The organism is Nocardioides oceani, assembly GCF_030412965.1.
GTDB classification, from domain to species: domain Bacteria; phylum Actinomycetota; class Actinomycetes; order Propionibacteriales; family Nocardioidaceae; genus Nocardioides; species Nocardioides oceani.
Genome location: NZ_JAUHJQ010000007.1, coordinates 81,724 through 100,379 on the forward strand (window position 1 = coordinate 81,724; position 18,656 = coordinate 100,379).

Annotated in this window: 18 protein-coding genes; 8 read left to right on the forward strand and 10 right to left on the reverse strand. The window is 72.7% G+C overall.

Annotation, left to right across the window (positions count from 1 at the left end; all coding sequences use genetic code 11):
• Positions 1-506: 506 nt before the first annotated feature.
• Positions 507-1,457, reverse strand: a complete 951-nt coding sequence (locus QWY28_RS16280; protein WP_300953617.1) for a sulfite exporter TauE/SafE family protein — start codon at positions 1,455-1,457, stop codon at positions 507-509.
• 96 nt (positions 1,458-1,553) lie between these two features.
• On the opposite strand from QWY28_RS16280, the gene gmd reads away from it, so the two are divergent.
• Positions 1,554-2,582: a GDP-mannose 4,6-dehydratase gene (gmd, locus tag QWY28_RS16285; protein WP_300953618.1), complete on the forward strand. Its 1,029-nt coding sequence runs from the start codon at positions 1,554-1,556 to the stop codon at positions 2,580-2,582.
• 28 nt (positions 2,583-2,610) lie between these two features.
• On the opposite strand, the gene manA is transcribed toward gmd, so the two are convergent.
• Together manA and cysC are read right to left on the reverse strand one after the other, a co-directional pair.
• Positions 2,611-3,843, reverse strand: coding sequence for a mannose-6-phosphate isomerase, class I (gene manA, locus QWY28_RS16290; protein ID WP_300953619.1), 1,233 nt, complete (start codon positions 3,841-3,843; stop codon positions 2,611-2,613).
• A complete protein-coding gene (gene cysC, locus QWY28_RS16295) occupies positions 3,843-5,660 on the reverse strand; it encodes an adenylyl-sulfate kinase (RefSeq protein WP_300953620.1) in 1,818 nt (605 codons plus the stop codon). Before cysC ends, manA begins: the two co-directional genes overlap by 1 nt.
• 51 nt (positions 5,661-5,711) lie before the next feature.
• Between cysC and QWY28_RS16300 the strand changes: the two genes are divergently transcribed.
• The 3 genes from QWY28_RS16300 to QWY28_RS16310 all read left to right on the forward strand — a co-directional run bounded on the left by QWY28_RS16300 (position 5,712) and on the right by QWY28_RS16310 (position 7,971).
• A complete protein-coding gene (locus QWY28_RS16300) occupies positions 5,712-6,656 on the forward strand; it encodes an asparaginase (protein ID WP_300953621.1) in 945 nt (314 codons plus the stop codon).
• Between the two features lie 209 nt (positions 6,657-6,865).
• Entirely contained in the window at positions 6,866-7,249 is a 384-nt protein-coding gene (locus tag QWY28_RS16305; RefSeq protein ID WP_300953622.1) for a helix-turn-helix domain-containing protein, read from the forward strand.
• A 23-nt stretch (positions 7,250-7,272) separates the two neighbouring features.
• Complete coding sequence (locus tag QWY28_RS16310; RefSeq protein WP_300953623.1) at positions 7,273-7,971, forward strand: hypothetical protein; 699 nt, start codon at positions 7,273-7,275, stop codon at positions 7,969-7,971.
• 243 nt (positions 7,972-8,214) lie between these two features.
• On the opposite strand, the gene QWY28_RS16315 is transcribed toward QWY28_RS16310, so the two are convergent.
• Entirely contained in the window at positions 8,215-9,915 is a 1,701-nt protein-coding gene (locus QWY28_RS16315; RefSeq protein ID WP_300953624.1) for a DUF4012 domain-containing protein, read from the reverse strand.
• 44 nt (positions 9,916-9,959) lie between these two features.
• Positions 9,960-10,376, reverse strand: a complete 417-nt coding sequence (locus tag QWY28_RS16320; RefSeq protein WP_300953625.1) for a hypothetical protein — start codon at positions 10,374-10,376, stop codon at positions 9,960-9,962.
• A gap of 77 nt (positions 10,377-10,453) precedes the next feature.
• Between QWY28_RS16320 and dtd the strand changes: the two genes are divergently transcribed.
• Positions 10,454-10,888, forward strand: a complete 435-nt coding sequence (gene dtd, locus QWY28_RS16325; RefSeq protein WP_300953626.1) for a D-aminoacyl-tRNA deacylase — start codon at positions 10,454-10,456, stop codon at positions 10,886-10,888.
• A 139-nt stretch (positions 10,889-11,027) separates the two neighbouring features.
• Positions 11,028-11,318 carry a DUF2516 family protein gene (locus QWY28_RS16330; protein WP_300953627.1) on the forward strand — a complete coding sequence of 97 codons (291 nt, stop codon included), beginning with the start codon at positions 11,028-11,030 and terminating at the stop codon, positions 11,316-11,318.
• 15 nt (positions 11,319-11,333) lie between these two features.
• On the opposite strand, the gene QWY28_RS16335 is transcribed toward QWY28_RS16330, so the two are convergent.
• Together QWY28_RS16335 and rfbB are read right to left on the reverse strand one after the other, a co-directional pair.
• Positions 11,334-12,719, reverse strand: a complete 1,386-nt coding sequence (locus QWY28_RS16335) for a sugar nucleotide-binding protein (RefSeq protein WP_300953628.1) — start codon at positions 12,717-12,719, stop codon at positions 11,334-11,336.
• A gap of 2 nt (positions 12,720-12,721) precedes the next feature.
• Positions 12,722-13,720, reverse strand: a complete 999-nt coding sequence (gene rfbB, locus QWY28_RS16340) for a dTDP-glucose 4,6-dehydratase (protein ID WP_300953629.1) — start codon at positions 13,718-13,720, stop codon at positions 12,722-12,724.
• Positions 13,721-13,774: 54 nt separating this feature from the next.
• Between rfbB and rfbA the strand changes: the two genes are divergently transcribed.
• Positions 13,775-14,641, forward strand: coding sequence for a glucose-1-phosphate thymidylyltransferase RfbA (gene rfbA / locus QWY28_RS16345; RefSeq protein ID WP_300953630.1), 867 nt, complete (start codon positions 13,775-13,777; stop codon positions 14,639-14,641).
• On the opposite strand, the gene QWY28_RS16350 is transcribed toward rfbA, so the two are convergent.
• Entirely contained in the window at positions 14,635-16,035 is a 1,401-nt protein-coding gene (locus QWY28_RS16350; RefSeq protein ID WP_300953631.1) for a sugar transferase, read from the reverse strand. The genes rfbA and QWY28_RS16350 overlap by 7 nt on opposite strands.
• A 297-nt stretch (positions 16,036-16,332) precedes the next feature.
• The gene (locus QWY28_RS16355) at positions 16,333-16,470 is read right to left on the reverse strand and encodes a hypothetical protein (protein ID WP_300953632.1); all 138 of its coding nucleotides are present in this window, start codon (positions 16,468-16,470) and stop codon (positions 16,333-16,335) included.
• Between the two features lie 169 nt (positions 16,471-16,639).
• On the opposite strand from QWY28_RS16355, the gene galE reads away from it, so the two are divergent.
• Positions 16,640-17,644: a UDP-glucose 4-epimerase GalE gene (gene galE / locus QWY28_RS16360; RefSeq protein ID WP_300953633.1), complete on the forward strand. Its 1,005-nt coding sequence runs from the start codon at positions 16,640-16,642 to the stop codon at positions 17,642-17,644.
• A gap of 155 nt (positions 17,645-17,799) precedes the next feature.
• On the opposite strand, the gene QWY28_RS16365 is transcribed toward galE, so the two are convergent.
• Positions 17,800-18,654, reverse strand: a complete 855-nt coding sequence (locus tag QWY28_RS16365) for a lysophospholipid acyltransferase family protein (RefSeq protein WP_300953634.1) — start codon at positions 18,652-18,654, stop codon at positions 17,800-17,802.
• Between the last annotated feature and the right edge of the window lie 2 nt (positions 18,655-18,656).

Genomic DNA, 18,656 nt, shown 5'->3' on the forward strand with positions numbered 1-18,656 from the left:
GTTTCGAGACGGTCGCCAGTGCGGCTTCCTCCCACGGGCGTGGCGTGGGCCCTGCGCGGGTGCGGGGGTCTCGGCGACGGCTCGCTGGCGCTCGCCTGCTCGACCAGCGGTTCGGGCTGGGCTTGGTGACGGTCGCTGGCGCGGTCTGCTCGATCGGGCGTGGCGTGGGCCCTGCGCGGGTGCGGGGGGCTCGACGACGGCTCGCTGGCGCTCGCCTGCTCGACCAGCGGTCGGGGCTGGGTTCGAGGGGGTGGCTGGTGCGGCCTTCCGACCGGGCGTGGCGTGGGCCGTGCGCGGGTGCGGGGGTCTCGACGACGGCTCGCTGGCGCTCGCCTGCTCGACCAGCGGTGGGGGCTGGGTTTGGTGACGGCTCGCTGGCGCTCGCCTGCTCGACCAGCGGCTTGGGCTGGGTTGGAGACGGTCGTGGCGCTCGCCTGCTCGACCAGCGGTTGGGGCCGGGTTTCGAGAGGGTCCCAGCGCGACCTGCTCGACCAGCGGTCGGGTGGCTACTGGTGCTGGTTCTGCTCCTGGCGCTGGCGCTCGTGGTACCAAGCGGCGGCGTTGTTGTCGAAGGCCGGCAGGCCGCGGGTCTGGCGGACGAAGCCCCAGGCCAGCGGGCCGAGCAGGAGCAGGCCGGCGCCGATGATGCCGACGGCCTCGGGGGAGACGCCGAGCATCTTCAACCCGGTGAGGCTGAGCACGATGACGATGCCGCGGCGGATGACCGACTGGCTGACCCAGCTGGCCATCCGGGCGCCGAGGAAGGTGCCCGGGGTGCCGCCGAGGATCAGCGGGATGAGGACGCCCCAGTCGACGCCGTTCACGACGACGTGGCCGATGGCGGCGGCAAGGACGAGCGGGACGGCCTGGACCAGGTCGGTGCCGACCAGCTTCAGCGCCGAGAGCGTCGGGTAGAGCAGCAGCAGCGCAACCATGATGAGCGAGCCCGAGCCCACCGAGGTGATGCCGACGAGCAGGCCGCCGACGGCGCCCACGAGGAGCGTCGGGATCGGTCGGATGGCGGGCTCGCCAACCGGCGCCTGGTTGCCCGAGGTGACCAGGCGGAGCTGGAGGTACATCCGCAACGCGTAGCTCGCGGCCGCGAACAGCAGCGCGATGCCGATCGCGGTGACCAGGAAGTCCTCGGCGTCCTCGCCGCCGAGCTCCTGGACGATGAAGCCGCCGGCCAGGGCGAACGGCACCGAGCCGACGATGAGGTACGCCGCCAGCTTGATGTTCGGCGACCCGGTCCGCCAGTGGACCGAGGCTCCCACGGTCTTGTTCACCGCAGCGGCGACGAGGTCGTTGGCGACCGCGGCCGTCGGCGGGATGCCGAGGAAGATGAGCGCGGGCGTCATCAGTGCGCCGCCGCCCATACCGGTCAGGCCCACGACGATGCCGACGCCGAAGCTCACGGCCAGGACGGCCAGGGCGGAGGTGGTGAAGAGGTCGTCCACGGGGTGAAAGCCTAGTGCTGTCATCGTGAAAGGCAGGATTTGTCACCGGGCGTGGCGCCTAAGGTGGTCTCGACAAGCTCAACCAGCGGAGGACGCATGACCAAGCGGGCGCTGATCACCGGCGTGACCGGCCAGGACGGCTCGTACCTCGCCGAGCTGCTGCTGACCAAGGGCTACGAGGTCCACGGGCTCGCGCGGCGTACCTCGTCGGTCAACACCTCCCGCGTCGCGCACCTGGTCGAGGACACGCACGCGCCGGACTGCCGGTTCTTCCTCCACCGCGGCGACCTCTCCGACGGCGGTCGCCTGTTGTCCCTGCTGCAGCAGGTCCGGCCCGACGAGGTCTACAACCTCGCGGCGGAGTCGTACGTCGGGGCGAGCTTCGAGGAGCCCGAGCACGCCGGCGAGGCGGCAGGCGTCGGAGCGGTGCGCCTGCTCGAGGCGCTGAGGATGTCCGGCGTGGGGGCGCGGTTCTACCAGGCCGGCAGCTCGGAGATGTACGGCGCGGAGCCGCCGCCGCAGAGCGAGGACACGCCGCTGCGGCCGCGGTCGCCGTACGGCGCCGCGAAGGCGTACGCGCACTGGCTCACCACGACGTACCGCGAGAGCTACGGCATGCACGCCGTCAACGGCATCCTCTTCAACCACGAGTCGCCCCGGCGCGGCGAGGTCTTCGTGACCCGCAAGGTCACCCGGGCCGTGGCGCGGATCCAGGCCGGGCTCGATGACTTCGTCTACCTCGGCAACCTCGACGCGGTGCGCGACTGGGGCTACGCCCCGGAGTACGTCGAGGGCATGTGGCGCATGCTCCAGGCCGACGAGCCGGAGGACCTCGTGCTGGCCACCGGCGAACGCGCGACGGTCCGGGACTTCGTCGCGGCGGCGTTCGACCACGCGGGGCTGGACTGGGAGAAGCACGTGCGCTTCGACGAGCGCTACCTGCGGCCCGTCGAGGTCGACGCGCTCGTCGGCGATGCCAGCCGGGCCGAGCAGCGGATCGGGTGGAAGCCCGAGGTGCGCTTCGCCGAGCTGGTCCGGATCATGGTCGACGCCGACATCGAGGCGCTCAAGCACGAGGGCCGGCACTGGATCGACCGGCCGCAGCTGCCCGCCTGGCAGGACTGACCGGCCGGCGGCGCGCCTGGCGGAGCGGCTAGAGCTGGACGCCGCCGATGGCGACGCGGCCGTGCCCGGTGACCCGGACCGGGCCGTCGGCGTCCGCGACGAAGACCGTCTGGCCACGCGTCGCGGTCAGCGCCTCGCCGTCGGTGACCAGGTCGACCTCGCCGTCGAGCACGACGACCGTCCGCGGGCCGGCGGCCGGCGCGGTCACGCCCGGCACGTCGCCGACGGTGAGCGCGAAGTCCGGCACGGGCGGCTCGAGGTGGCAGTGGTGCGGCGCGTTGACCGACGGCAGCCACTGGGGGCCGGGCATCGGCGTGAAGTTGGTGACCGACAGCAGCTCGGGCACGTCCATGTGCTTGGGGGTCAAGCCGGCGCGCAGCACGTTGTCCGACGACGCCATGATCTCGACGCCCAGGCCCGAGACGTACGCGTGGATGACGCCGGCGTCGAGGAACATCGCCTCGCCAGGGGCCAGCACGACGTGGTTGAGCAGGAGGGTGACCAGGACGCCCGGGTCGGCGGGGTACTGGTCGATGAGCTTGCCGATCATCGCGAACACGCGGGTCGCCTCGCGGTTGATCCGCGCCGGGTCCACGCGCACCGGGTTGGCCCGCATCTCCTCGCGGTGACCGCGCTCCTCGGCGTGCCGTGCCGCCCGCTGCACGTCGGCCAGCAGCGCTTCGAGGTCGGGGCCCGAGCGGGCCAGCATGTCGGTGACGATCGCGCGCAGCGTCTGGAACGGCGGCCCCGACACCAGCCGGTGCGCCACGTCGTCGGCCCACGGGAGGTCGAGCAGGCGCAGGATCTGCGCCGACTTCTCGGTGTCGCGGAAGCCAGCCATCCCCTCGAAGCGGGTGAGCGCGAAGATGAGCTCCGGCTTGTGCGAGGTGTCCTTGTAGCTGCGGTGCGGGGCGTCGAGCGGCACGCCGGCGGCGTCCTCCCGCGCGAAGCCGATCCGGGCGCGCGAGGAGCTCGGGTGGACCTGGAGGGACAGCGGCTCGGCGACCGCGAGGACCTTCATGAGGTACGGCAGCCGGGGACCGAACGTGTCCACGACCGTCCGCCCGAGCAGCTCGCTCGGGTCGCCGGCGATGACGTCGTTGAGCGCCCGCCCGTCGGGGAGGTACGACGGGTCGCCGTCGTGCGCGCCGATCCACAGCTCGGCCTGGGGGTCGCCGGTCGGCTCGGTGCCGAGGAAACGCGGCAGGTGGGTGCTCGAGCCCCAGGCGTACTCGCGGATCGCGTTGCGCAGGACGAACATCAGCCCTCCCGCGGTCCCTCGGCGAGCCGGGGGACGATGACGCGGAGCAGCTCCTCGATGCCCGCCGCCGCCCGCTCGGCGGCCTCGGGGCCGCGGCGGTACGGGTCGGCCACGTCGAGCCGCGCGTCCGCCGGCCCGCGGCGCTCGCCGACCACCCGGACCAGGTCGCGCCCGGTCAGCGACGGGTCGGCGGCGCGGACCGCCTCGGCGAACTGCCCGAGGGTGAACACCTTGCGGAACGCCGCCGGCTGGTCGTCGAGGATGAACGTGCGGTGCGCCGCCTCGGCGGTCAGCACGAGGTCTGCCTCATCGACCTGTTGCCGGGTGACCGCGCGGCTGGCGAAGTCGCCGACCTCCGCCCCGCGGCTGGCGAGCGTCGCGCTCATGACGTCGTCCATCGGGTGGTCGCGGAAGCCGTGGGTGCCGGCGCTCGCGAAGGTCACCGACGCGTCGGGACCGGCCAGTCGGCGGGCCACCAGCTCCATGAACGGGCTGCGGCAGATGTTGGCGGTGCAGACGAAGAGGACCTGCAGGGGTCGCGCCGCGCTGCCGGGGGCGGGAGTCTCGTCGACGCTCGCTGGCGCTCGCTGCTCGACCAGCGGTGCGGCCGGGATGCTCAGGTCGAGGTAACCCGCCTCGCGCAGCGCCTCGACGACGTCACCGAGAGCGTCGTCGATGGTCCGCCCGGTGGTGTCGACGCGGACGTCGGCGTCGGCGGGCTCCTCGTAAGGCGAGGAGATGCCGGTGAACTCGGGGATCTCGCCCCGGCGCGCCTTGGCGTAGAGCCCCTTGCGGTCGCGCCGCTCGCACTCCTCCAGCGGCGTGGCGACGTGGACGAGGAAGAACGCGCCGCCGGCGTCCTCGACCATCGCGCGGACCTGCTGGCGGGTCTCGTCGAACGGTGCGATGGGGCTGCACACCGCCACCCCGCCGTGCCGGGAGATCTCGGCGGCGACCCAGCCGATCCGGCGGATGTTGGTCTCGCGGTCGGCCTTGGAGAAGGTCAGGCCGGCCGACAGGTTCCGCCGAACGACGTCCCCATCGAGGCTGGTGACGGTGCGCGTCCCCTGCTCGAGCAGCCGGTCCATCAGCGCGCGGGCCAGGGTCGACTTGCCGCTGCCGGAGAGGCCGGTGAAGAACAGCACGAGTCCCTGGTCGGCCGGCTCCAGGCGGTCGAAGGCGACGATCTCAGCGACGGACGGCGGGTGGGGCTCGTCGGCCACCGGCTCGGTCAGCGCGTGGACCGGGTCGCCGGCGGCGTACGTCTGGGCGACCTGGACGCCGAGCCGGTGGTCGACCTCGGGGTCGCCGTGGGAGGCGAGCGGGACGGCGACGACGGCGGCGTCGGGGAGCAGGGCCGCCGCCGCGAGGCTCGCGCGGACCAGCCCGACGGGCGAGAGGGTGGGCGTGCCGGCGCCGACGTACGCCAGGAGGACCAGCGGCCCGAGCGGGCGGAGCTCCTCGAGCTGCTGCTCGGTCAGGGCGTCGGTCACCGGCACGAACGTCCGGCCGGCGTACGTCTCGCGGACCCGGGCGGGGGAGAGGTAGTGGCTGCGGAAGGGGCCGTACTGCACGTGCGTCAGCGCCTCGACGGTCCCGTCGGGGACGCTCACGCGCGCCAGCGGGAGACCCTCGGGGTCCACGAGCTCGACCGCGCCTGCCTCGGCCGCGGAGGCCGCCACCTCGGCCGGCAGCGTGAGCGTGAGCGGGCTGCCGGGCTCGTCGAAGCGGCTCAGCGGCGCCAGCGCGCCGGTCACCAGCAGCTCGAGGTCGTCGAGCTCGCGCGGGGTGGGGCAGTACTGCGGCGGGGTCGGCACGCGCTCATCCTTGCAAACCGGCGTGGTTGGGTTGGCCGTATGCCTGCTCCCGTGGTCCCTGCCCCCGTCGTCGTGGCCGAGGTCGTCCGTTCCGGATTCGTGGAGGGCCGTCACCACGGCTCGGTCGTCGCGCTCGCCGCCGACGGCACGGTCGAGTGGTCGGTCGGCGACGTGGAGTCGCCGGTGCTGCCGCGGTCGTGCAACAAGCCGGTGCAGGCGCTGGCGATGGTCCGGCACGGGCTCGACTTGCCGCCGGACTTGCTTGCGCTCGGCTGCGGGTCGCACTCGGGCGAGCAGGTCCACCTCGACGGCGTACGCCGGATCCTGGCGTCCGTCGACCTCGACGAGTCCGCGCTGCGGACGCCGGCGGACTGGCCGATGGACGAGGAGACGCGCCTGGCCTACGTCCGCGCCGGCGGCGAGAGGTCGCCGATCGCGATGAACTGCTCCGGCAAGCACGCCGCCATGCTCGTGACCTGCGTCGTCAACGGCTGGGACACCGCGACCTACCTCGACCAGGACCACCCGCTCCAGCGAGCGATCATCGAGACGTTCTACGAGCTCACCGGCGAGCCCGTCCTGGTGGCGGCCACCGACGGATGCGGGGCGCCGCTGCTCTCGACGTCGTTGACCGGCCTCGCGCGCGCCTTCCGGTTCCTCGCGCTCGCCACCGACGGCCCCGAGCGGCGGGTCGCCGACGCGATCCGCCAGCACCCCGAGATGGTCTCCGGCACGACGCGCGACGAGCGCGACCTGCTCGCCGCCATCCCCGGCGCGATCGGGAAGATGGGCGCGGAGGCCCTGCACGCCGTCGCGCTATCGGACGGGCGGGCCGTCGCGCTGAAGATCGAGGACGGCGCCGACCGGGCACGTCGTGTCGTCATGGCCGCGGCTCTCGAGCGCGCCGGTGTCGTCGACGACGCCGTACGCCGGACGGGCCTGGTCGAGCTGCATGGCGGTGGGCGTGTCGTCGGCGAGGTCCGCGCGACGCTCTGACCCGCGCGGCCGCCTCACTTGCGCGGCCGTGGGCCTCAACCCTTCCCTGGCCCGTGCGGCGGCCCCGGTTGTCCGTGATCGGCACGCCGCGAGCGGTGCAAGCGCAGGGCCATGGCGCTAGCAACCTGCTAGCGCACAGAGCGCCATGTGTGAACAGTCGCACACTGCTAGCGCTTGCAAGCGCTAGCAGGAGCAAGCACACTAGAGGCATGGCCAAGGGGAAGGTAGGGACCGCAGTCGGGTCCCTCGGGGACTACCTGCGGGAGCAGCGCACCGCCGCGTCGCTCTCGCTCCGCCAGCTCGCCGAGCAGGCCGGGGTCTCCAACCCCTACCTCAGCCAGATCGAGCGGGGGCTCCGCAAGCCCTCCGCCGAGGTGCTGCAGCAGATCGCCAAGGCGCTGCGCATCTCCGCGGAGCAGCTGTATGTCCGCGCTGGGATCGTCAGCCCGGAGGACGGGGTCGGGGGCTCGGTCGAGCTCGCGGTCCTGAACGACGCGGGACTGACCGAACGGCAGAAGCAGTCCCTGCTCGACATCTACGCCTCGTTCCTGGCCCTCAACGCCGGGCAGCCCGAGGCCGACACCCAGGACTGACCCACCGAGAAGAGGAGAAGGACATGGCTAGGACCACGTTCGACATCAAGACGCTGGCCGACAAGACGCTGGCCGACATCGAGATCCCCGCGGCCGCGAAGCGCCCGCTGTACGCCGGCGTCGGCGCCACCGACCTCGTCGTCGGCTACGTCCGCGACTACGCCGCCGACGTGCAGAAGCGGTTCGCCGAGACCCAGGCGTCCGTGCAGAAGACCGTCGCCGACTTCGACTTCGAGCCCAAGGCGCTGCGCGACCAGGCGCTCGTCGCCGTCAACGCGCGGTTCGAGGCTCTGTCGAAGGACGCCAAGGCCCGCCGTACCGCCGTCGAGGCCCGCGTCGCCGAGCTCCAGGGCGAGGCCCGCGCCCTGCCGACCCGCGTGCAGGCCACGGTCAACGACAACGTCGTGATCGTCTCCGACACCTACGCCGACCTCGCCAAGCGCGGCGAGCAGCTGATCACGCGGATCCGCCGCCAGCAGGAGACCCAGGAGACTGCCGCCGCCGCGAAGACCACCGTCGCGAAGGCGAAGACCACGCAGACCCAGTCGGCCAAGGCGACCAAGTCGACGGCCCGCAAGACCAGCAACACCGCCAAGCGGACCGTCAAGAAGACGACCGCCGCGCCGAAGAGCAGCGCCAAGGGCACCGCCACCGCGGCCAAGAAGACCGCCACCGCGGCCACCAAGGCCACCACGGCCGCCGCCAAGAAGGTCGGCGACTGAAGAGCATCTGATGAAGAGGCGCCCGATCTCGGGCAGCTGAGTCTCTTCTGAACGAACGGAGCCCCCGGACCAGTTGGTCCGGGGGCTTCGTCGTCTGTGTGAGTGGTTGCGGCCCTGCGCGGGTGCGGGGGTCTCGACATCGTCGGCGCTGGCGCGCCTCCTGCTCGACCAGCGGGTCAGCCTGGTGCGTCTCCTGCTCGACCAGCGGATCAGCCTGGTGCGTCTCCTGCTCGACCAGCGGGGTCAGCAGGCGGAGGGCGCGGTCGAGCTCGAGGACATCGGCTCGATCGAGGGGGTGACGTCGACCGCGACGTCGCCGGTCTGGCCCCGCCCGCCGGTCATGGTCCAGCTCAGGTCGGACCCGGCGTCCGACGTCTGCACGAAGAGCGTCGCGACCTCCCGGCCGTCCTGCTCGGTGACCTGGGCCAGCCGGCGCCCGATCGCCTGGCCGTCGACGGTGATGTCGTCGACCGAGCCGCCGTACGGCGCGTACAACCGGATCGCGACGAGCTGGGTGCCCGGCTCCACGCCGTACTGTCCGCCGCCGGTGACGTAGTCGGGCAGCCGCTTGGCGCGCGCGACGTCGACGAGCTGGGCGACGCGCATCCGGCCCTCCAGCACCTGGGTGCTGCCGTCGGCGCAGGACGCGGCGTCGACGTCGACGCCGTAGCGCAGGTAGTAGGACATCTTCGAGCCGGTCGCGTCGTTGACGGTGACGCCCACGTGGGGCGTGGTGCCGTCGTCGCCCGGCAGCTCGCCGAGGACGTCGGAGCCGGCGAGAGCCTCGGCGACGGGCTCGCGGAAGGACGCCAGGTGGAAGCGGCCCTCCTGCGCGGCGCGGCCCAGGCCGTAGAGCAACCGCAACGGCGACAGCAGCTCGCGCTGCGTCGCGTCGAAGACCGCCTTGGCGGCCTCCTCGAAGGCCTGGTCCTGCAGCTCCGGCGGCAGCACCTCGTAGGCGCGGCTCAGCAGCGCCTCGACGAGGTTGTCGCCGGTCAGGCGCAGGTCGCGGACCTCGATCGGGCCGGTGCCGCGCAGGAGGTACGCCATCGCACGCACGTCGATCGACATCACGCCGTCCAGCGGCTCGCCGCCGCCGGCCTCCCAGCGCGCGCGCACCAGCTCGGCGACGCGGGGGAAGTCCGGAGTGGCGTTCGCCGAGCGGAAGTAGTGGCTCAGCTGCTCGCCGAAGATCCGTCGCTCGGCGCGCGAGACCCGGAGGACGGTGCCCGGCGCGGCCTTCTCGACCTCGCCGCCGGACCCTTGCCGGTCCATGGTGAGCCGGCCGTCGCGGGCGTGCACCAGGCCCCAGGACCCGGGCAGGCCGCCGGTCGCGCGGATCTCCGCGTTGTTCTCGAAGACCAGCAGGTAGGTCCGTGGCCCGTCGGCGCCGACCATCGTGGGCAGGACGTCGAGCGCCTGGCGGCCTGTGGCCAGCCCGTCGGCCGCCCCGGCCAGCCGCTCGGCGTACTCGTCGAAGGAGTCACGCAGCGGACCGACGTACCCCTCGCTGTCCCGCTTCGCGACGAGGGCCGACGCGCGCCCGAAGGCGTCCTCGGCCCGCGTGACCAGCGGGGTCACGTCACGCACGAGCCGCAGGTCGACCCGGCCGTCCACGGTCAGGTGGTCGAGGCGGGTGAGCGCCTCGACCAGCGGGCCCACCCCGTCGTCGGCCACCGTGCCGAGCGACCGACCCACGGCGCGCAGGCCGTCGGCGTCGTCCCCGAGCACCGGCGCCCAGGTGAGCACCTCCCACCAGGGACCGTCGGTGCGATCGGCCGCCGCGGTCGCCGGGCCCTGGAGCCGGAGGGCGGCGGTCCGGGCCCGCGCGAGGTCCTCGTCGACGACGGCGTCGAGGAGCGCGGCGGCGGAGGTCTCGGCGTCATCGACGTCCGCGGTGACCCGCCAGACGACGTACGCCGTCCAGGCGGCCGCGAGCAGCACGACGACCGCCGCCGCGCCGAGGGCGCGGCGGACCAGGCGACCGGTCAGCGCCGGACGACCTTGACGCGGGTCAGGAAGTACTGGTCCGAGCAGGGCTTCCAGACCGAGCCGGCCCTCGGGACGAACCGCACGGAGACCTTGTAGCGCCCGCGCTTGGCCAGCCGGGGGCCGGCGAAGCCCTTGCTCCGGCCGCTGTAGGCGACCGACTGCTTGGACTTGTAGCCGCCCTTCATCCGCAGGTAGGTCACCTTCAGGGTGCCGGCCGGCGAGGCGGTGCCCGCGGTCTTGACGTGGACGGTCGAGCGGGGCCGCGGCTTGGCGTCCGGGACGTTGGCCCGGCCGCCGATGTCGCAGGCGGTGAAGACGGTGCCTGGGTAGGGCTCGGCGACGGCCGCGGGAGCCGTCGCCGCGAGGCCGGCGGTCACGAGGACCGACGCCGCGAGGAGGGAGAGGGTGCGCACGACCGACCAACGGTCCCCGGGTCCGGTGGTTACGACGCCCGGTCGGCGAGCGGCGGCGCGTCTGGGAGGCTGCCGGCGTGCGAGCAGTCGTCCAACGTGTCCTGTCGGCCCGGGTGAGCGTGGAAGGCGAGGTCACAGGCGCGATCGAGGGCCCCGGGCTCCTCGTCTACCTCGGTGTCACGCACGGCGACGGGCAGGACGAGGTGGTCTGGACCTCGCGCAAGATCTGGGAGCTCCGGCTGCTGCGCGAGGAACGGTCCGCGAGCGACGTCGGGGCGCCGGTGCTGGTGGTCAGCCAGTTCACGCTGTACGGCGATGCGCGCAAGGGCCGGCGCCCCACCTGGCAGGCCGCCGCCCCCGGCCCGGTCAGCGAGCCGACGTACGACGCGGTGTGCGCGGAGCTCGAGCGGCTCGGCGCGCACGTCGAGCGCGGGCGGTTCGGGGCGGACATGCGGGTGGAGTCGGTCAACGACGGGCCCGTCACGTTGATCCTCGACACCGCGGAGCGGTGACGCCGGTCGACGTGGTGGGCAGGTCGCTGGGTTTCGACACGCTCGCTGGCGCTCGCTGCTCAACCAGCGGGGGGCGCTCGCTGGCGCTCGCTGCTCAACCGGCGGGGGGCGCGCGGACCGCGACCGATAGCCTTCGGGTGTGAACGACGTCTTCGCCATCGAGGGCGGCATCATGCTGCTCGTCGAGTTCGTGCTGCTCGCGGTGAAGATCTTCGCCTTCGTCAACAGCCTGCTGTTCAGCGCCGAGGCCTACGACGCCGCCGGCAAGCTGACGAAGCCCGCCTGGTGCCTCATCCTCGGCCTCGGTCTGGTGCTGCAGCTGCTGCTCATCGGATCGCCGATCAGCCTGCTCAACATCGCCTTCACGATCGCCGCATTCGTCTACCTCGCCGACGTCCGGCCGGCGCTGACGGGCCTGCGCCGCCGCTGACGTATCGCCGGCCGGCTACGTCCGGCCGGCGACGTAACGCTCGAGGGCGGCCATGGCGTCCTCCGGCTCGAAGCCGGTCGCGCGCAGCTTGGCCAGGTCCAGCACGCTGCCGAGCGGGCGCGGGGCGAGCTGCTTGCCCGCGCCGTACGCCTCCGTGCTGGTCGGCGTCACGTCCGACTCCTCGCGGCCGGCGAGCCGGAAGACCGCCCGCGCGACGTCGTACCAGGAGGTCGGCGCGCCGCCGTTGGTGACGTGGTAGGTGCCGTACGCCGCGCCGGAGTCCAGCAGGTGGCGCGTCGCCCGAGCGAGCTCGTCGGTGAAGGTGAGCCGGCCGACCTGGTCGTCCACCACGGCGGGGGAGACCCCGTCGGCCGCGAGCCGCTGCATCGTGCGGACGAAGTTGCCGCCCTCGCCGATGACCCAGGACGTGCGGAGCACGTAGTGCCGCGGCGCGGTCCCGACCGCGAGGTCGCCGGCCGCCTTGGACTGCGCGTAGACGCCGAGCGGCGAGAGCGGCTCGTCCTCGGTGTGGCCCTCCGGGCCGGCGAAGGTCCCGTCGAAGACGTAGTCGGTCGAGAAGTGGACGAGCGTGCAGCGGTGCTCGCTCGCCAGCCGCGCCAACGTGGCGGGCAGCGTCGCATTGAGGGCCCAGGCCGCGCGCCGACCCTCGGGCGTCTCGGCGGCGTCGACCGCCGTGAACGCCGCCGCGTTGAGCACGACGTCGTGGTCCCGCCAGTCCAGGCCGGCGACGGCGGCGGGGTCCGCCAGGTCGACGTCGTCGCGGTCGACCAGAGTCGCCCCGGGGAAGGCCGCGGCGAGGGCGCGCCCCACCTGGCCCGCTGCGCCCAGGACGAGCGGGCGGCGCACGGGCATCGGCGCGACGTCGGCGAGCAGCGGGTTCGCGCGGTCCTTGTCCGAGACGACCGACTCGGCCGGCGGGACGGGCCACGGGATCGCCAGGGCGGGGTCGGCCGGGTCGACCGCGACGTAGGTCGCGTCCGCGCTCCAGTGGTCGTTGACGAGGTAGGAGTAGGACGTGCCGTCCTCGAGCGTCTGGTAGGCGTTGCCGACCCCGCGCGGCACGAGCACGGCGAGCGACGGGTCGGCCTCGACCGTCACCACCCGACCGAATCCGTCGCCGGCACGGAGGTCGACGTAGGCGCCGAAGACCCGGCCGGTGACGACCGAGATGAGCTTGTCCCACGGCTCGGCGTGGACGCCGCGGAGCGTGCCGCGCCGGTGGTTGAAGGCCAGGTTGTGCTGGACGGGTCCGAGGTCGGGGAAGCCGAGGTCGCCCAGCTTCCGCCGCTGCCAGTTCTCCTTGAACCAGCCGCGGGCGTCCTCGTGGACGTCGAGGTGGACCAGCAGCAGGCCCGGGATGGCGGTCGGCTCGACGCGCACGCTCACTGGCCCTTCGCGGCGTACGCCGCCTCGGTCGCCGCCTTGTGCGGGCGCCACCACGGCTCGTGCGCGACGTACCACTCGATGGTGTCGGCGAGGCCCGCCTCGAAGTCCTCGAACCGGGGACGCCAGCCGAGCTCCGCGCGCAGCTTGGCCGACTCGATCGCGTAGCGGCGGTCGTGGCCGGCGCGGTCGGCGACGAGCTCGATGTCGTCCTCCTCGCGTCCGAGGTGCCGCAGGATCGCCCGGACCACCTCGAGGTTGGTCCGCTCGCCGTCGGCGCCGACAAGGTACGTCTCGCCGATGCGCCCGCGCTCGAGGATCGCGAGGACGGCGGAGGAGTGGTCGTCGGCGTGGATCCAGTCCCGGACGTTGCGCCCGTCCCCGTAGACCCGCGGCCGGGCGCCGTCGAGGACGTTGGTGACCTGGCGGGGGATGAACTTCTCGACGTGCTGCCACGGGCCGTAGTTGTTCGAGCAGTTCGAGATCGTCGCCCGGAGGCCGAAGCTGCGGACCCACGCGCGGACCAGGTGGTCCGAGCCGGCCTTGGTGGCGGAGTACGGGCTGCTCGGGCGGTACGGCGTGTCCTCGGTGAACCGTTTCGGGTCGTCGAGGTCGAGGTCGCCGTAGACCTCGTCGGTGGAGACGTGGTGCAGGCGCGCGTCGTGCCGTCGCGCCGCCTCGAGGATCGTGAACGTCCCCACCAGGTTCGTGCGGACGAACGGCGCCGGGTCGTCCAGGGAGTTGTCGTTGTGCGACTCGGCGGCGAAGTGCACGACCGTGTCGTGCGCCGCGACGAGCGGGTCGACGACGCCCTCGTCCGCGACGTCGCCGACCACGAGGCGGACCCGGTGGTCGGGCAGCCCGTCGAGGGCCTCCCGGCTGGCGGCGTACGTCAGCTTGTCGAGGACCGTGACCTCGGCGTCGGTGTGCGCGACGACGTGGTGCACGAAGTTGGCGCCGATGAAGCCGGCACCGCCGGTGACGAGGAGTCGCTGCACCCGTCGATCCTAGGGTGAGCGGATCCCGGGGTCGCGGGGCTCTAGGGTCGGCCCATGCGCGGCATCATCCTGGCGGGCGGCACCGGCTCGCGGCTGCACCCGGTCACCCGGGCGGTCAGCAAGCAGCTCGTGCCGGTCTACGACAAGCCGATGATCTGCTATCCGCTCTCGACCCTGATGCTCGCCGGGATCCGTGACGTCCTGGTCATCACGACGCCGCACGAGCAGGAGCAGTTCGTCCGGCTCCTCGGTGACGGCTCGGCCCTCGGCATCTCTCTCACGTACGCCGCCCAGCCCTCACCCGACGGGCTGGCGCAGGCGTTCCTCATCGGCGCCGACTTCGTCGCCGGCGACACCGTGGGGCTGGTCCTCGGTGACAACATCTTCTACGGGTCCGGCCTCGGCACGCACCTGCGCCGGTTCGCCGACATCGACGGGGCGGCCGTCTTCGGCTACCAGGTCTCCGACCCGACGGCGTACGGCGTGGTCGAGTTCGACGGCACGGGGCGGGCGATCTCGCTGGAGGAGAAGCCGGCGCGGCCCCGGAGCCGGTACGCCGTCCCCGGGCTGTACTTCTACGGCGACGACGTCGTCGACCACGCCCGGGAGCTTCGGCCGTCCGCCCGCGGCGAGCTCGAGATCACCGACCTCAACCGTCGCTACCTCGAGCAGGGGCGGCTCCAGGTGGAGGTGCTGCCGCGCGGCTCGGCCTGGCTCGACACCGGGACGTTCGACGCGATGAACGACGCCGCGAACTACGTCCGCGCGATCGAGCACCGCCAGGGGACCAAGATCGGCGCGCCGGAGGAGGTCGCCTGGCGGATGGGCTTCATCGACGACGACCAGCTGCGGCGGCTCGGCGAGGGGCTGCGCGCGAGCGGGTACGGCGACTACCTGCTGGGGCTGCTGGACCCTCAGTAGGCGCCGCGGGAGCCGAACACCGCGCCGAAGGTCTTCGCCAGGATCGAGAGGTCCTGCATCATCGACCAGTTGTCGACGTAGTAGAGGTCGAGGCGCACGGCTTCCGACCAGGACAGGTCCGAGCGGCCGGAGACCTGCCACAGCCCCGTCATGCCGGGGCGGACGCGTAGCCGGCGGACCGTGTCGCCCTCGTAGCGCGCCACCTCGAGCGGCAGGGGAGGGCGCGGGCCGACCAGGCTCATGTCGGCGATGAGCACGTTGAAGAGCTGGGGGAGCTCGTCGATCGAGAGGCGGCGCAGCCAACGTCCTGGCTTCGTGATCCGCGGGTCGTCCTTCATCTTGAAGAGGCCGGCCTCGTAGCCCTGGGTGGCGTGCAGCTCGCGCAGCCGCTCCTCCGCGTCGACCACCATCGTGCGGAACTTCAGGCACGCGAACTCGCGCCCGTCCTGCCCGACACGCGTCTGGCGGAACAGCACCGGGCCGCGGTCGTGCAGCTTGATCTGCAGTGCGGCCACGATGAAGATCGGGCTGAACGCGAGGATGAGACCGGCCGAGCCGACGACGTCGAACAACCGCTTGCCCCAACGCGAGGCGTCGGTCGCGCGCGGTGGGTCGATGTGCATGAGCGGGAGGCCCCCGACCGGGCGCACGCGGACGCGCTCCCCGGAGACGTCGGTCACGCTGGGTGCCACGACGACCTGGACCCGCTCGTGCTCGAGGTCCCAGGCGAGGCGACGCATCTGGGTCGCCGAACCGAGCGCCCCGCCGGCGATGAACACGACGTCGGCACCGGACTCCAGCACGACCGAGGTGATGTCGTCGGAGTTGCCGAGCACCGGGATCCCCGAGCGGGTCTCCTCCTCGAGGTAGTGCGCGGGCGTCAGCGCGCCGACGACCCGGTAGCCGAGCCAGCGCTCACGCCGGAGCACCGCGGCGATCTCGTCCACGTGGGCCGGCGAGCCGGCGATCAGGACGCGGTGCAACAAGCTGCCCCGGCGACGAGCCTGGTGCAGCGCGGATCGGACGAGCGCGCGTCCGAGGAGCAGGCCCGGGATGCCGATCGCGAACGCCAGGAAGTAGAAGCCGCGGGAGAGCGGGTAGTCGGCGAAGAAGCAACCGACCCCCACGAGGGCGGCCGCGACCATCGACCCGTTGAAGACACGCTTGTACTCGTCGGTGCCGGCGCCGAACACGCTGTCGCTGTAGGCGCCCGAGAGGGCCAGGGTGCCGATCCAACCGAGGACCATGAGGGGGCCGAAGGTCCCCAGCCGTTCCGACACGTCGGCCGGGCTCGGGAAGATGCCGAACGACTTGCGGCCGACGACGGCGAGGAGGACCGCGCCTGCGATCAGCGCCGCGTCCAACGTGAACGTCGCCGCAGGGAGGTAACGCAACGATCCCGTCGATCCCGATGCCCGGCTGCGCGAGCGCCGCTCAGAGAGAACAGTCATCCTGCGTCCACGGGGTGTCCTGGGGTCGGTCGGCGATGACAACCCGGCGTCGTTGCCGCGATGGATCGCGAGCGCCGGAACCGGGTCGGCAGCGCGTTTCGGCGGCCTCGCACGACCAATGTATGCCCCCTCAAGCCCTCACCTCACCGGACAGGGTAAAGAAAGCGAGGATGGCCCGCTCGGGTGGTCTGATCCGGGCCCGTTCGTGCTAGTGCGCCCGCCGGGAGCGGCCCACCTGGGTCAGGCGATCGGCGCGTCGAGCGTCGAGACGTAGTGGTCGAAAGCCCCCGGTGCTTCCGGATGGACACCCTGCCGCTCGCACCACGACTCGTACGGGGTGGACACCTGGTCGTCGATCGGCTGGGGTGCGGTGCTCATCTGGTCCTCCTGCTGGGCTGTGCGCACCTGTGCCCGTCGTCACGGACGACGAAACCACCCTTGAGGACAGGTCTCGACCGGCCCTCGCGTGGTGACGGACACCGCCGATCCGGCCCGCCGGCTGCGTCGTCGCCCTGAGCGGCGCTCCCCGAGCGCTAGCCTGCCGGGCATGAAGGTCCTCGTCACCGGCGGTGCCGGCTACATCGGTTCGACCACCTGCAAGGCGCTCGAGCAGGCCGGGCACGTGCCCGTCGTGCTCGACTCGCTGCTGACCGGACCGCGGGTGTTCGTCGGCGACCGCGCGTTCTACGAGGGCGACATCGCCGATCGCGCGCTCCTGCGCCGGATCGCGGAGGAGCACCCGGACCTCGACGCGACGATCCACATGGCCGCGCGGATCGTCGTGCCGGAGTCGGTGGAGAAGCCGTACGAGTACTACCGCGACAACGTCGCGAAGTCGCTGGAGCTCTTCGACGAGCTGGACGGCCTCGGACTCGGGCGCGTGCTGTTCTCCAGCTCCGCGAGCCTCTACGCCACGAAGGACTCCTTCGAGGTGACCGAGGAGGACCCCCTGGCGCCGCAGTCGCCGTACGCCCGCACCAAGCGGATGATGGAGCAGGTCCTCGAGGACATGGCTGCCGCGACCGACCTGCGTGCGGTCATCCTGCGCTACTTCAACCCCATCGGGTCCGACCCGGACCTGGAGACCGGCATCTACGCCAAGGAGCCGTCCCACGTGCTCGGCCAGCTGGTGATGGCCGCGCGCGGGCAGAAGGACAGCTTCACGATCACCGGCGTCGAGCACCCGACGCGCGACGGCACGGGCATCCGGGACTACATCCACGTGTGGGACCTCGCTCGCGCGCACGTGCGCGCGGTCGAGAAGTTCGACGACGTGATCGACGCCGTCGGCGCGCCAAGCACCGTCATCAACATCGGCACCGGATCGGGGGTGACGGTCCGCGAGCTGATCGCGTCGTTCGAGAACGTCTTCGGGTCCTCGGTCCCGACGACCGAGGCGCCCCCGCGACCGGGGGACGCCGTCGGCGCCTTCGCGAACGTCGACAAGTCGCGGCAGCTGCTCGACTGGTCCACCGAGCTCTCGCTGGACGAGGCCATCGCCTCGGCGCTCGCCTGGGGCGAGAAGCGCGCGGAGGTCCTCGGCTACGAGTGACCCGTGCGGTGTGCGTGTGCTGCCGGGCGGGCTCAGGGCTGGGGTCGGACTAGTCGAGACCCGGACGTCCGGGGGATCTGGTCACTGCGGGCGAGTGCCAGGCTGGGCACGCCCGGCTGCCGGGTGTTCCAGAGTCACCCGGCAGCCGGGACCTCTCAGGAGGCCGCGGCGGAGCCGGCCGGCTGCACGGCGCCCCAGCGCAGGGTCGGCTGGTGGTAGGCCTCCGGCCACGCCAGCACCGGTGCCTCCTGCAGCCGGACCATCTCCAGCAGCAGGTCGTCCGGCGAGGCGAAGTCGCGCGGGTCGAGCGGCTCGCTGAGCCGGAGATAGGGCCGGCCGTCGGCGTCGGGGTGGGCGGTCATCGAGACGACCGGCGCTCCGGCGCCGGTGGCCAGGCGGGCGGCGCCGAAGGAGCCCAGGCGGTCCACGCCGAGGAAGCGGATCGGCGTACGTCCCGGGACGTCGCTGGCGATGGCGAGCACCTCCCCCTCGGCCAGCGCGGCGAGCATGCCTTTCGCGCCGACCGTGGCGTCGAGGGGGCGACCGCCGGAGACGGTGCCGGTGCGGACGTGCTGCTTGAGGAACTCCGGCGCGTCCGGGGCGAGCATCTCGGGGGACACCACCACCAGCATCGGCTGGTCCGCTCGGCAGACGGAGGCGACCGCGCCCTCGTAGTGGCCGTGGTGCAAGAAGCTGATGACCACGCCGCGACCGCGCTTGCGGGCCGCGACGAGGTTCGCGACGCCCTCGACCTCCTGGAAGGTGATGAGCTTCGGGTGCCAGCGCAGCTCGGAGCGGAGGATGTCGCGCTCGAGGTACCGCTCGGCGGCCCGGTCGACCTCGGCGGGCGTGCTCACGCCGCCGAGGAGGAAGTCCATCTCGCGGTGGGCCTTCGCGGCGCGGGCGTCGTCCTTGCGGGCGCGGGCCAGCCTGGTGCGGGTGATCGCCGGCACGGCGACGTCGGGGATGTGCCGTCGTCCCCATGAGACGGCACTGGTGAGGGAGCTCATGG

What these genes read in the sequence shown, in the direction of transcription:
- gmd (WP_300953618.1), top strand. Translation starts at nt 1,554, where the DNA reads ATGACCAAGCGGGCGCTGATCACCGGCGTGACCGGCCAGGACGGCTCG.
- manA (WP_300953619.1), bottom strand. Translation starts at nt 3,843, where the DNA reads ATGTTCGTCCTGCGCAACGCGATCCGCGAGTACGCCTGGGGCTCGAGC.
- QWY28_RS16305 (WP_300953622.1), top strand. Translation starts at nt 6,866, where the DNA reads ATGGCCAAGGGGAAGGTAGGGACCGCAGTCGGGTCCCTCGGGGACTAC.
- QWY28_RS16310 (WP_300953623.1), top strand. Translation starts at nt 7,273, where the DNA reads ATGGCTAGGACCACGTTCGACATCAAGACGCTGGCCGACAAGACGCTG.
- rfbA (WP_300953630.1), top strand. Translation starts at nt 13,775, where the DNA reads ATGCGCGGCATCATCCTGGCGGGCGGCACCGGCTCGCGGCTGCACCCG.
- QWY28_RS16355 (WP_300953632.1), bottom strand. Translation starts at nt 16,470, where the DNA reads ATGAGCACCGCACCCCAGCCGATCGACGACCAGGTGTCCACCCCGTAC.
- galE (WP_300953633.1), top strand. Translation starts at nt 16,640, where the DNA reads ATGAAGGTCCTCGTCACCGGCGGTGCCGGCTACATCGGTTCGACCACC.
- QWY28_RS16365 (WP_300953634.1), bottom strand. Translation starts at nt 18,654, where the DNA reads ATGAGCTCCCTCACCAGTGCCGTCTCATGGGGACGACGGCACATCCCC.